This is a genomic window from Pseudoduganella buxea, assembly GCF_009720835.1.
In the GTDB taxonomy this organism is placed as follows: domain Bacteria; phylum Pseudomonadota; class Gammaproteobacteria; order Burkholderiales; family Burkholderiaceae_D; genus Rugamonas; species Rugamonas buxea.
In genome coordinates this window covers 29,670-42,053 of the sequence record NZ_WNKZ01000054.1, presented here as the reverse complement: position 1 = coordinate 42,053, position 12,384 = coordinate 29,670, and the positions used below count along the sequence as shown (strand labels likewise).

Annotated in this window: 14 protein-coding genes; 8 read left to right on the top strand and 6 right to left on the bottom strand. The window is 68.9% G+C overall.

Annotated elements, in window-relative coordinates:
* From GM672_RS17700 to GM672_RS17670, 7 genes are all read left to right on the top strand, one after another.
* Window positions 1-304: 2-C-methyl-D-erythritol 4-phosphate cytidylyltransferase (locus GM672_RS17700; RefSeq protein ID WP_211517386.1), on the top strand; the 304-nt coding region annotated here is incomplete at its 5' end.
* Window positions 301-798, top strand: coding sequence for a 2-C-methyl-D-erythritol 2,4-cyclodiphosphate synthase (ispF, locus tag GM672_RS17695; RefSeq protein WP_155471856.1), 498 nt, complete (start codon window positions 301-303; stop codon window positions 796-798). The genes GM672_RS17700 and ispF, both read left to right, overlap by 4 nt.
* A gap of 3 nt (window positions 799-801) precedes the next feature.
* Entirely contained in the window at window positions 802-1,095 is a 294-nt protein-coding gene (locus GM672_RS17690; RefSeq protein ID WP_155471855.1) for a hypothetical protein, read from the top strand.
* A 16-nt stretch (window positions 1,096-1,111) separates the two neighbouring features.
* Entirely contained in the window at window positions 1,112-1,528 is a 417-nt protein-coding gene (locus GM672_RS17685) for a VOC family protein (protein WP_155471854.1), read from the top strand.
* A complete protein-coding gene (locus tag GM672_RS17680) occupies window positions 1,525-2,355 on the top strand; it encodes a nucleotidyltransferase domain-containing protein (protein WP_155471853.1) in 831 nt (276 codons plus the stop codon). Before GM672_RS17685 ends, GM672_RS17680 begins: the two co-directional genes overlap by 4 nt.
* A gap of 152 nt (window positions 2,356-2,507) precedes the next feature.
* Window positions 2,508-4,715: a TonB-dependent siderophore receptor gene (locus GM672_RS17675; protein WP_229417795.1), complete on the top strand. Its 2,208-nt coding sequence runs from the start codon at window positions 2,508-2,510 to the stop codon at window positions 4,713-4,715.
* Between the two features lie 70 nt (window positions 4,716-4,785).
* Window positions 4,786-5,136 carry a hypothetical protein gene (locus GM672_RS17670; protein WP_155471852.1) on the top strand — a complete coding sequence of 117 codons (351 nt, stop codon included), beginning with the start codon at window positions 4,786-4,788 and terminating at the stop codon, window positions 5,134-5,136.
* 39 nt (window positions 5,137-5,175) lie between these two features.
* Here GM672_RS17670 and GM672_RS17665 read toward each other — a convergent pair whose 3' ends face one another.
* Entirely contained in the window at window positions 5,176-5,796 is a 621-nt protein-coding gene (locus GM672_RS17665) for a hypothetical protein (RefSeq protein ID WP_155471851.1), read from the bottom strand.
* Complete coding sequence (locus GM672_RS17660; protein ID WP_155471850.1) at window positions 5,796-7,214, bottom strand: cytochrome P450; 1,419 nt, start codon at window positions 7,212-7,214, stop codon at window positions 5,796-5,798. Before GM672_RS17660 ends, GM672_RS17665 begins: the two co-directional genes overlap by 1 nt.
* A 98-nt stretch (window positions 7,215-7,312) precedes the next feature.
* Here GM672_RS17660 and GM672_RS17655 point away from each other — a divergent pair, with 98 nt between their 5' ends.
* Window positions 7,313-8,248: a helix-turn-helix transcriptional regulator gene (locus GM672_RS17655; protein ID WP_155471849.1), complete on the top strand. Its 936-nt coding sequence runs from the start codon at window positions 7,313-7,315 to the stop codon at window positions 8,246-8,248.
* A gap of 13 nt (window positions 8,249-8,261) precedes the next feature.
* Here GM672_RS17655 and GM672_RS17650 read toward each other — a convergent pair whose 3' ends face one another.
* The 4 genes from GM672_RS17650 to GM672_RS17635 are packed head-to-tail and all read right to left on the bottom strand — an operon-like array spanning window position 8,262 to window position 12,329.
* A complete protein-coding gene (locus tag GM672_RS17650) occupies window positions 8,262-9,164 on the bottom strand; it encodes an EamA family transporter (RefSeq protein ID WP_155471848.1) in 903 nt (300 codons plus the stop codon).
* Window positions 9,165-9,169: 5 nt separating this feature from the next.
* Window positions 9,170-9,478 (bottom strand): Dabb family protein, encoded by a 309-nt coding sequence (locus GM672_RS17645; protein WP_155471847.1) that lies wholly within the window; start codon window positions 9,476-9,478, stop codon window positions 9,170-9,172.
* Between the two features lie 17 nt (window positions 9,479-9,495).
* Window positions 9,496-11,730 carry an ATP-binding protein gene (locus tag GM672_RS17640; RefSeq protein ID WP_155471846.1) on the bottom strand — a complete coding sequence of 745 codons (2,235 nt, stop codon included), beginning with the start codon at window positions 11,728-11,730 and terminating at the stop codon, window positions 9,496-9,498.
* Complete coding sequence (locus tag GM672_RS17635) at window positions 11,727-12,329, bottom strand: biliverdin-producing heme oxygenase (RefSeq protein WP_155471845.1); 603 nt, start codon at window positions 12,327-12,329, stop codon at window positions 11,727-11,729. Before GM672_RS17635 ends, GM672_RS17640 begins: the two co-directional genes overlap by 4 nt.
* Window positions 12,330-12,384 lie beyond the last annotated feature (55 nt).

Below are 12,384 nucleotides of genomic sequence, written 5' to 3'. Positions count from 1 at the left end.
GGCCGGGGGGCTGCTGGCCCTGCGCGTCGTCGACACGGTCAAGAGCACCCGCGCCGGCCGCGTCGAGACGACGCCGCGCGACGGCCTGTGGCTGGCGCAGACGCCGCAGATGTTCCCCGCCGAGCTGCTGCTGCGCGCGCTGGAAGCGGCGCCCGACCCGGACGCCATCACCGACGACGCTTCCGCCGTCGAGATGCTGGGCCTGTCGCCACGGCTGGTCGAAGGCCATCCCCGCAATTTGAAAGTGACCCTGCCGGCCGATATCGCCATCGCCGAAATGTACCTGACCCTGGATAAAACATGACCATCAAACTACCGTTTCGCATCGGCCAGGGCTACGACAGCCACCGCCTGGTGGAAGGCCGCAAACTGATCCTGGGCGGCGTCGAGATCGCCCACGACAAGGGCCTGCTGGGCCACTCCGACGCGGACGCGCTGCTGCACGCCGTTACCGACGCAATCCTCGGCGCCGCGGCGCTGGGCGACATCGGCCGGCACTTCCCGGATACCGCCGTGGAATTTGCCGGCGCCGATTCGCGCGTGCTGCTGCGCGAGGCCGCCAAGCGGGTACGCGACACCGGCTACGAGATCGGCAATGTCGACGCCACCATCATCGCCCAGCGTCCGAAGATGGCGCCGCACATCGGCACGATGGTCACGAATATCGCCGAGGACCTGGGCGTGGCCCCAGGCCAGGTCAACGTCAAGGCCAAGACCAACGAGAAGATGGGCTACCTGGGCCGCGAGGAGGGCATCAACGCCGAGGCCGTGGCCCTGCTGGTGCTGCGCCAGGACTGAACCATGCGCGACCTGTCGGCCTACCGCGAAGTGGCGATCGAGTCGTTCGACGAGAACGGCGTGGCGCGCATGCGGCCCGTGGTGGGCCAGGCCTACCACCCGTGGCTGCGGGTGCAGGCACCGCGCGTGATGGTCACGGATTACCCGATCGGCACGCGCTTCCTGGTGCATGCCAAGCTGACCGACCGCCTCGGCGGCGAACCGTATCTGTATGTGTACCATGGCGATCCTGTCGTCGTGCTGGACGGCGCGCAGGCGAAACGATTCCTGGCCGAGTTCCGGCGCGGCCGCCTCTAGAACTGCGGGAGATTCGATGATCAGGATCCGTGAAATCGACCATATCGTGCTGCGCGTGGTGGACCTCGAACGCATGGTGCGCTTCTACACTGACGTGCTGGGCTGCACGGTCGAGCGCCGCCAGGACGCCATCGGGCTGGTGCAGCTGCGCGCCGGCAGTTCCCTGGTGGACCTGGTGCCCGTGGACGGCAAGCTGGGCGCGATGGGCGGCGCCGCGCCGGGGCCGGAGGGGCGCAATGTCGACCACTTCTGCTTCCGCGTCGACCCCTTCGACGAAGCCGCCATCCGCGCCCACCTTGCGCGCTTCGACGTGGCCGGCGGCCCGGCCGAATCGCGCTACGGCGCCGAAGGGGAGGGGCCGTCGATCTACCTCACGGACCCCGAGGGCAATACCGTGGAGCTGAAGGGCGCGCCTTACCAGGCTGTCGCGTGACGGCGCCCGGCTATCCGCCGTTCCTGCCGGCGGCGCACCGCGAATGGCTGGAGCGCGCCCTGGCCATCCTGCCGGCCGATCCGCGCCTCGTCGGCCTGGCGGCGGCGGGCTCGTTCCTGACCGGCGCGATGGATGCGTTTTCCGACCTGGACTTGCTGGTCGTGACGGACCCCGCGCAGCAGCAGGCCGTGCTGGCCGACCGGGACGCCATCGCGCGGCGCCTCGGCCACCTGCTGGCCGGCTTCACGGGCGAGCACGTGGGCGAACCGCGCCTGTTCATCACGCTGTATGACGCGCCGCTGCTGCACGTGGACCTGAAGTTCGTGTCGCTGGCCGATGTGCACCTCCGCGTCGAACAGCCGGCGGTGCTGTGGGAGCGCGACGGCCTGTTGTCCCGGGCGCTGGCGCAGGGCGAGGCCGTGTATCCGCAGCCCGATATCGCCTGGATCGAAGCGCGCTTCTGGATCTGGATGCACTACGGCGCGCAGAAGATCGGCCGGGGCGAACTGTTCGAGGCGATCGACCTGATCGGTTTCGTCCGGGCCGCCGTGCTGGGTCCCCTGGCGCTGCGCCGGGCGCACGCCAGGCCGCAGGGCATGCGCCGCATCGAAAGCCACGATCCGGACTTCGCCGCGGCCTTGCGCGGCACAGTGCCGGCGTACGACCGCGCCAGCTGCCTGCACGCGCTCGACACCTGCATCGCCCTGTACCGCCGGTTGCGCGCGGACTTCGACGTTGTCGTCGACGGAGCGGCGGAACTGGCCGTGACGGCATACCTGGCGGCGATGGCCCGCGAAGGCGCGCCGGCGCCCCGGGCCGGCGACTAGCGTTCGTAAAATATTGTTAGTCCGGAATTTAAGTTGACAGATTTCAGTTGACATTGAAATGAGAATAGTTATCATTCGCTTTCCGAATGGTGGCGCTCTCATCGGGGGCCTGCATGCCACCGATTCCCTGCCCGAACAATACTGGACGAACAATGAAGAACAAGCATCCGACCACGCCCCAGCGCACGCCGCTGGCCCGCCTGATGATGGCCGCCGGCCTGACCCTGCCGCTGGCAGCGGCCGCGCAAATGGGCGAACAGGGCGAGCATGGAGAGGCGGCGGCGATGCCGAAAGTGGAAATCCAGGCGCAGAAGCAGGACGATACCTCCTACACGAGTCGTGCCACCCGCACGGCCACGCCGCTGACGATGTCGTTGCGCGAGACGCCGCAGTCCGTCACCGTCATCACGCAGCAGCGTATCGAGGACCAGGCCCTGGCCACCGTGACGGACGTCGTCAACAACACCACTGGCGTGTCGGTCAACCAGTACGAGACGCACCGCGCCGGCTTCACGGCGCGCGGCTTCGATATCGACAACCTGCAGATCGACGGCGACCCCACCACGTGGGAGCAGCCATGGAGCTCGGGCGAGACCTTGAGCAGCCTTGCCACCTATGACCGCGTGGAAGTGGTGCGCGGCGCCACCGGCCTGATGACGGGTGCCGGCAACCCTTCCGCCGCCATCAACCTGGTGCGCAAGCGCGCCACCGCCAGGGACCTGTCCGGGTCGGCCGAAATCGGCATCGGCCGCTGGGACATGCGCCGTGCCCAGGTCGACGTCGGCACGGGCCTGAACGACAGCGGCAGCGTGCGCGGTCGCGTCGTCGCCGAATACCAGGACGGCGACAGCTGGGTCGACTACATGAAGAACAAGACCAGGACCCTGTACGCCACCGTGGAAGCGGACCTGGGCCCGCAAACGGTGGCCTCGGCCGGTATCAGCCGCCAGGAAACCGATCCGCAAGGTGCCATGTGGGGCGGCCTGCCGCTGTGGTACACGGACGGCACCTTGACCAACTGGGACCGCTCGAAGACGTCGGCTGCCGCCTGGACTTCCTGGAGCAGCAGCTACGACAGCATGTTCGTCGACCTGCAGCACCGCTTCGACAACGGCTGGCAGCTGCGCACCGGCTTCACCCACGCCGAGCGCGAAGGCGACTCCTACCTGCTGTACCTGTCGGGCGTGCCGGACCGGATCACGGGCCTGGGCATGGCGGCGTTCTCCGGCTCCTACGCCACGCGCACCCGCCAGGACAACCTGAACCTGCACCTGTCCGGACCGTTCACCCTGGCAGGACGCCAGCATGAAGCGGCCTTCGGCTACATGCACTCGGAGCAGAAATTCAATTCTGACAGCCGCGCCGCCGACTTCGGCAGCCAGGACCCGTCGGTGGGCAACTTCAATACGTGGAATCCCGCGGCCTATCCGACGCCGGCCTGGGGCGCGCCCACCTTCTACGAAGGCAGCTCGACCAAGCAGGATGCCCTGTACGGCGTGGTGCGCTTCTCGCTGGCCGATCCGCTCAAGCTGATCCTGGGCGCGCGTGTGGGCAACTACGAGAAAACGGGCGTGGGCCTGTGGACGCCCGCGTACACGATGAAGCATGACCGCGAAGTGACGCCCTATGCCGGCATCGTCTACGACATCAACGACAGCTACTCGGCCTATGCCAGCTACACCGACATCTTCCAGCCGCAGAACCGCAAGGACTTCGCCGGCAACAACCTCGAACCCATCGTCGGCAAGAGCTACGAGGCCGGCGTCAAGGGCGAATTCCTCGACAAGCGCCTGAACGCCTCCTTCGCCGTGTTCAAGATCCGCCAGGACAAGCTCGCCCAGGAAGTGGCCCCGGTCGATCGCGACGGCGACGGCCCGCTCCCACCGGAAGTCTACTACCGCGCTTCTGAAGGGGCGGAAAGCCGCGGCTTCGAATTCGAGGTGGCGGGCGAGCTGGCGCGCGGCCTGAATGCCAGCGCCGGCTACTCGCAGTTCAAGGCCGAGGATGCGGCAGGTGCCGACATCAACAGCATCTACCCGCGCAAGCTGCTGCGCGCCTTCGTTACCTACCGCCTGCCGGGCAACTGGAGCGCCCTGACCGTCGGCGGCGGCGCCAACTGGGAAAGCCGTACCTACACGCTCGACCCGCTGGCCCCGGCCGCCACCAACGGCATGCTGGAGCAGGAAGCGAACGTGCTGGTCAACCTGATGGCGCGCTATGAAATCAACGACCGCCTGTCGGCCCAGGTCAATGTCAACAACGTGTTCGACAAGACCACCTTCGGCATGTTCGACGCCTACGGTGCCATTACCTACCGCGCGCCGCGCAACGTTACGGCGTCGCTGAAGTACCGCTTCTGATCGCGTGCTGCCGTCCGATACAAAGCGGGCATCCGGTTTTTATTGTGTGTCCGCATTGAATGGAGAAGTAATGAAGTTTTTTGTACTAACGGGGCTTGCCATGGCGTCAGCAGTTTGCATGGGCCAGACAACGATACCCGGGACCGAAAAGGCATTGGACAGGCAGCCCGGTTCCAGCGAACGAGCACCTGCGCAAACGCCGACCAAAATCGGATATGGAGAAGCGTTGCCGTCGCCGCTGGACAATCAGCTGGTTTGGGATCAATTCAAGCATCGTGGGACGCTGGTGTGGGCTTGCAGGGGCGCGACGACCGGGCAATTCGTGGCCGCCTCGTATTGCGCTTCGCAACCGATGGTCGATTCCAGATGGCCGGATAAGAAGACGCCTGAAGGATACAGCGGCGTGCTCAGTTTTGATTGAAGTACAAGGTCCCTGCCGCCGGGGCACAGCCTGTTCTTTTTATTGCCCGGCGCCCCACGTGGCCAGGTACGCCTGCGGCACCTGGTACGGATACAGCACGCCCAGCATGGCCGCCAGGATCAGACCGGACACGGCCACGCCACCGGCCAGCGCGGTGCCCAGCACCAGCGCGCGGGCAGGGCCGGCACGCGGCACGCGCCATGACAGCGCGCACCCCAGGTGGGCGAACAGGGCCAGCACGGCCAGGAAGTAATACGGCGCAAAGAAATAGCGCGCCGCGCCCGCATGCAGGCCGGCGGCGGCGTAGTGGAAGTTCGTGTCCAGGTCCAGCAGCACGCGGCCGGCCAGTACGGCGGCCACGTGGATGAGCAGGAACAGGGCCAGGTAGAGGCCCGATGCCGCCTGCAGCGTGGCCGTGAAGCCGGTGCGCCGGGTCCACCCCTTGTACGCCAGCACCAGCCCGGTGGCGGCCTGCAAGGTCACGCACAGCAGCAGTACCGCCTCGACGGCGCTGTGGCGGTAGACCAGGCGCGCCGCTTCCATGAAGCGCAGGTGCGCAGCGACACCGCCCAGCGCCGCCAGGTGGTTGATGACGTGGACCGTGACGAAAGCGGCGACGACGACCGCGCCGGCGCGGTGGACTCGGCGTACCGCCTTCATTATGTGCGCGCCGTCAGGTGCAGGCGCAGCGGCGTTGCCGGGCGCTGGGTGATGGCGAAGGCGGGCCGGGGCGGCGCCATGCCGGCCGGGACGGCCGCCGTGAAGCGCTGCAGGAACATGGCGGCAATCACCGTCATCTCCGTCATCGCCAGGTGCTGGCCCAGGCACACGCGCGGGCCCGTCCCCAGCGGCATCCAGGCGCCCCGTGGAATGGCCGGGGCATCGCCGGCGAAACGCTCGGGGCGAAAGGCCAGCGGTTCGGGGAACCAGCGCGGGTCGTGATGCATCAACTGCAGCGGCACGGAAAACATGGTGCGCGCCGGCAGCTGCCAGCCGCCCAAGGTGATCGGGCGCGTCGAGCGGCGCGTCAGCAGCAGCGGCGCGGCAGGGTACAGCCGCAGCGTCTCCTGCAAGCTGCGCGTGACGTGGGGCAGGGCGGTCAGGTCCTGCGCCGTCGGCACGCGGCCCTGCAGCACGCCGTCCACTTCCGCCTGGGCCGCCGCCTGGGCCGCCGGATTGTCCGCCATGCACCAGGCCCACCAGGTTAAAGTGGCGGCCGCCGTTTCATGGCCGGCCAGGAAGGTCGTCATGCATTCGTCGCGCACGGCCTGCAGGGGCCAGGCGTGGGGATTGTCCAGGTGCAGCGCCAGCAGGCGGGCCAGCAGGTCTTCCGGCCAGTGTTCGCGCGGTGTGGCCAGCCGCGCCTGCACATGCCGGCCAATCAGCTCGCGCAGCACGCGCTTGCCTTCGCGCTTCGCCCGCTTCCACGGCATCCAGTCCGGCGGCGTGACGGGCCAGTACATCTCCCCGTTGCCGGCAACGACGACGTCGTGCACGGCCCGTTCGGCCAGGCGGGCGTCCGCATCGATCGCGCTGGAGAACAGCATGCGCAGGATGACGTCCATGCCCAGCGACGTGAAGCCGTTTTCGACGGGCCAGTCCTTCTCGCCGCCACGCCACCGGGCGAATGCGCCGGCCGCCGCGTCGGCGATATCGGGCACGAAGGCCTGCACCTCGCGCGGCGCGAAGGCCGGCTGCAGCGCCTGGCGCTTCACCCGCCATGGCGCGCCTTCGCTGGTCAGCACGCTGTGGCCGTGGATCTGCGCGAACACGTGGACGGCCCGCTCCCAGCGGATCAGCGCATCGTGATGCTGCACCAGCAGCTCGCGCACCAGTTCCGGCTCCGTCACGACGACCTGGTGTTCCGGCCAGATGCGCAGGTGGACCAGGCCGCCGTACTCGCGGCGCCAGCCGTCCAATGTGCCCAGCAGGTCGCCCGCCATGCGGCGCAACAGGCCCCAGCCCGTCACGCCGGCGGGCGGTCCCGGCGGCCATGCGCCGACCGGATGCAGGGGCAGGGGCGGCGTGCTCGCGGGCTGGTCCGCGCCGAACGGACATTGGGCAGGTGTCGTCTTCATGTTCGCCAGTGTGGCCGGCCGGGACGGCGCCGTATTGAACGGAAACGACATGATGTTTTGATATTCCGGCGCCGTGACCCTTGCTATACTTGCCCACCATGGCCTCCGACTTTCCCGGCATCCGTCTGGCTTGCCCCAGCCCCCATGCGCGCGCGCCCCGCCTCGCGGCGGCGGGCGAGCCTGCCCGCTCGTGGCTGCGGCAGGCACCTGCGGCGTTGCAGGGTGCCCTGGTGGCGCTGGCCGGCCGCGATACCAGGGGGCTGCCGCTGGACAGCGCCCAGCGGCTGACGCACTTTCCGGCATCGCCCATCGTGACGATTTCCTGGTGCCGCGACATGGACCTTGGCCTGGTGCGGCAGACGGACGAAGGACCGGCCTGGCATCCCTTCGGCGGCCAGGTCCTCATTGCGGGCAGCCAGTCGCAGCCGCCCGTGACATGGGCACCGACGACCGGCTGCGGCCATATCGCCCATTTCACGCCGGATGCCGCCCAGGCCCTGTTCGACGTCGACCTGGCGGCGATCCAGGACCGCTTCGTGCCCGTCGACCAGGTTCTGAAATGCCAATACGCACCCCTGTGGCAGGCGCTGCTGGAAAGCCGGGACGCGGACCTGCTGGCCGTGCTGGAACGGCACCTGGGACCGCGCTGGCAGGCGCTGCAGGGCCGGCAATCGGCGCGGCCTTCGCTGCGCCAGTTCGGGCGGCACTGGATCGAGCGCCTGGCCTGGCAGGCCCACCTGTGGCGGCGCGAACACAGCCCCCGCCATGTCGAGCGGCGCATCAAGGCCTTCAGCGGCCGCTCGCTGCGCGAGTGGGAATCGCTGGTGAAGACGGAGAGCCTGTTCTTTGCCGCGCGCGACCGCTACGAGTCCGGCCAGGCCTTCGACTGGGCCGACCTGGCGCAGGCGGAAGGCTTTGCCGACCAGGCCCATATGAGCCGGGTCGCCAAACGCATCACCGGCTTCGCGCCGGGCGAATTCGCCCAGCGCTTCATCGAGGACGAATCGTTCTGGATGTACCGCTTGTGGATGTGAGGCCGCTGCCGGCCTAGACCCCGGCAGCGGGGCCGGGCGCGCGCACCCCCGCAAAACGGCTGCTCATTGCCGCACCCACGGAGGAGACGATGATGGCGCCGATGGCCAGCCATTGCAGCACGGTCAGCCGCTCGTCCAGCACCGCCAGACCCACCAGGGCGCCGATGGCCGGTTCGGCGCTGAGCAGGATGCTGAAGGTGTTGGCCGGCAGCCGGCGCAGCGCCACCATCTCCAGCGAATACGGAATGGCGCTGGATACCAGCGCCACGGCCAGCCCCAGCATCAGCACGTCCGGCTGCAGCAGCGCGCTGCCCGCCTGCGCCACGCCGATCGGCAGCACGATCAGCGTGCCGATCCACATGCCGCAGGCCGATGCGGCCGGCCCGTGCTGGCCGCCGGCGCGCTTGCCGGCCAGGATGTACACGGCCCAGCAGATGCCGGCGCAGAAGGCGAGCAGCACGCCGCGCCAATCCAGCACCGCCGCCGAGCGTGTGATCGGCAACAGCAGCAGCAGGCCGCCGACGGCCAACGCGATCCACAGGAAGTCCAGGCGGCGGCGCGACGTCCACACGGCCACGGCCAGCGGCCCGGTGAACTCGATGGCAATCGCGATGCCCAGCGGGATATGGGCCAGCGACGAATAGAAGCACAGGTTCATCACGCCCAGCGACACGCCGTACAGCCCCAGCGCGCGCCACTGGCCGGCCAGCCGCAGCGTCCATGGACGGTACACGGCCGACAGGATCAGGGCGGCGAAGGTCAGGCGCAGCGCCGTCGTGCCGGCTGGGCCGATCATCGGGAACAGCTGCTTGGCCAGCGACGCGCCGGCCGTCATCGAAACCAGGGAGATGAGGAGCGCCGCGAACGGCACGAAGGAGGCCTGGCCCGGCCCGGCGTGGGAGCTTGCCGCCGGCATCGAAGTCACTGCACCCAGTAATCGAGCACCAGCGACTTTTCCAGCACGCCGCCCAGCATTCCCACGAAGCGCTGGTGTTCCGGATGGTTCAGGTAGTCGTCCCGGTCCGGTGCGGCCGCGAAGGTCAAGGTGAAGCAGTGGGTGAAACTGTCGTTCAGCCCTTCCAGGCTGACATTGGTGCCCCATTCGTAGGACACGATGGCGGGGATGGCATCCTTCAGCGCGCCGAAGGCGGTGACGACGGTGTCGATGTCCTCGGCGGTGGCCTTGTTCTTGAACGCGAAGAGGACGACGTGGCGCAGGGTGCTTGGCATGGGATGGTCAGCGTTGGTCACGATTGGTGCGGCGATGAAAGGTTGGGGGCAGGCGTTGCGCTGTCGTCCACCGGCAGCCGCGCGGTAAACACCACATGCGGCGCCTCGTAGCGGTATTCGATCTTGCCGCCGTGGCCCTGCATGACATTGTCGGCGATGTACAGGCCCAGGCCCATGCCGGTGCGGTTGGCCTGGTTCTGCAGGGCCATGCGCTTGAAGGGGTTGAACAGCTGCGCTTCCAGTTCCGGCGGGATCGGGCTGCCCTCGTTGCGCACTTCGATGTGGACGAAGCCTTCCCGCCGTTCCAGCGCGATGCGCACGCCGTCGCCCGTGCTGCCGTGGTGGCGGGCGTTGCTGAGCAGGTTGCTGACCACCTGGGCCAGCCGGTCGGCATCGACCTGGGCGCGGATGCCCGGCGCGATCGCCGCTTCGTAATGCGTGCCGGGGTGGCCCGTGCGGGTTTCATCCAGCAGGTCCTCGACCAGGCGGCTGATGTCGGTGTCGTCCTTGCGCAGGGCCAGGCCCAGGCCGCTGTCGAGGCGGCTCATGTCCAGCACCTGGCTGATCAGGCGCTGCATACGCCCGCTGGAGCGCTCGATGCGCTGGCCCAGCTGGTGCGGCTGGGCGCCGTGCTGGAGCACCGTGGCGGCCATCGTGATCGACTGCAGCGGGTCGCGCAGGTCATGGCCCAGCATGGCCAGCAGTTGCATGCGCGCCCGTTCCGTCTCGGCGTGGCGGGCCATGCTGGCGCGGTGCATTTCGGCCAGCAGCTGACCGGCCACGACGAGGCGATTGTCATCCCACGGTTCGGCGCGGTCGTGCACCGTGTCGACCCATTCGTCGAAGGAGCCGCGCGGCGTCAGGCGGTGGCCCAGCGGCCCCGTCTTCTCGATCTTGTCCGGCTTGCCGGCCCAGCGGATCGTCTGCACCTGCTCGCGCCGCAGCGCCACCAGCCAGCCGTGCGTGGCCGGGTCGAAGTGCAGGCCGAGCATGCCGACCCACTGGCCGATGCGGCTGCCGGTGTCGGCCGGCCATTCGTCGCGCGCGCTGCGTTGCAGGACTTCCTCGCCGTCGGCCGGCAGCGAAGCGATGATGGCGGCGGCAAGGTCCTTGTCGACGTCGCCGTGCACGCACATCTTGCCCTGCTGGGAAAACACCAGCGCGTCGGCGTCCAGCGTCTGCGCCAGGCCTTCGGCGTGCCGCTCCAGCGCGGCCAGCACATCGTCCTCGTGCAGCAGCGTTTCGATCAGGTGGGTGCGTACCTGCGCCGCCTCGTCGATGGCACCGGCGCGCTCGCGTGCGTCGATGCTCTGGACCGTGGCGGCCAGCACCTGCGCCATCACGTCGCAGGCCATGCGCACGGAGTAGGGCACGCGCAGCGGCGTATTGTGGTGGCAGGCGATCAGGCCCCACAGGCGGCCGTTGACGACGATGGACACGCTCATCGACGCGGCCACGCCCATGTTCTGCAGGTACTCGACGTGGATCGGCGAGACGCTGCGCAGCACGGCATGGCTCATGTCCAGCGGTTCGTCGCCCGGCGCCACGGCCACGGGCACGGGGCGGTAGCCGATGTCGGCGATCAGGCGCAGCGTGTTGATGGTGTACAGCCGGCGTGCCTGGGCGGGAATGTCGCTGGCCGGGTAGCGCATGCCGAGCAGCGGCTTCAGGCTGTCGGCGCGGGCTTCGCCGACGACGTCGCCGCTGTCGTCGTGGCGGAAGCGGTAGGCCATCACGCGGTCGAAGCCCGTGATGGCGCGCACCTGCTCGACGGCCAGTTGCAGCAAGGTGGGAATGGATTTCTGCCGGCGCAGCCGCTCGATGGCCGTGTGGGCCTTCAGCGCGAAGGCGGCCACCCGCTCGCTGCCGACGTCGCGCAGCTCGAACTCGGCCAGCACGCGGCTGGCATCGCTGTGGACGATGCAGTCGAAGGTCTGTGTGCCGACGGCCGTTTCGATGGCGGTGGGCGTGCAGCCTTCGTCGCTGCTGGCGCTGGCGCTGACGCACTCGTGCAACTGCTGCAGCACGTCGGCCGCCAGCGGCAGGGTCGCCAGCGGCATATCCAGCACGGGCAGGAAGCCGAGCAGCACGCCGGCATTGTCGCTCCACGCGCGCAGGGCACCGGCATGATCGAAGGCCAGCAGCGCGCCGTGCGGCTGGATCAGGCCGGGGATGTGGATCGGTTCATTGGCGCAGTTGTCCAGGCCCACCGGTGCTGCCGGTGCCGCGCCCGCTCCCTGGCCCACCTTCATGCGGCCGCCTTCGCGTCGGCGCCCTGCTGCAGGGCGATCAGGCTGTCAAAAGCATCGCGCGCGCCGGCGCAGGCCGTGGCGATCCCTTCCGGCGACTGCACGGCGTCGCGCAGCGCGCGCAGGAATTGCTGCCAGCGTGGGCCGGGCGGCGTGCCATCGCCGTGCAGGTAACGCAGCGGATGGGGCGCCAGTCGGTCGGCGTGGTGCCGGTACAACACCGTGCCGCCCAGCCGCGAGCCTTCGATCACGTACGATACGCCCCAGCGGTAGGCGGCGCTGTCGGCGGCGAACCAGGGCACGTCGATGGCGGCGGGGGGCAGGGCCGGCAGGTCCGCCAGCGCCGGATCGGCCAGGTCGGCATCGAGCAGCGGCAGGTGCGGCGCCGGTGGCAGCAGGGCCGCATCCTGCGGGCCGTCGCCGAAGCGGGCCTGCCATGCTTCCAGGGGCGCCAGCCAGCGGCGCAGCAGGGACAGGTGGTCCCGGTAGTGCCGCAAGGTGGGCGCGTGCTGTGCCAGCGGCATGGCGTGATCGAGCACGGCATGCCGGCTGGCGGTGGCCTCGCGCAATGCCGCGAGAATGTCCGGGGTTTCCATCTTCATCCCGATATTGTACAGCCCACGTCGGGGCCTTGGCGTTCGCCACGGCCACTGTTTG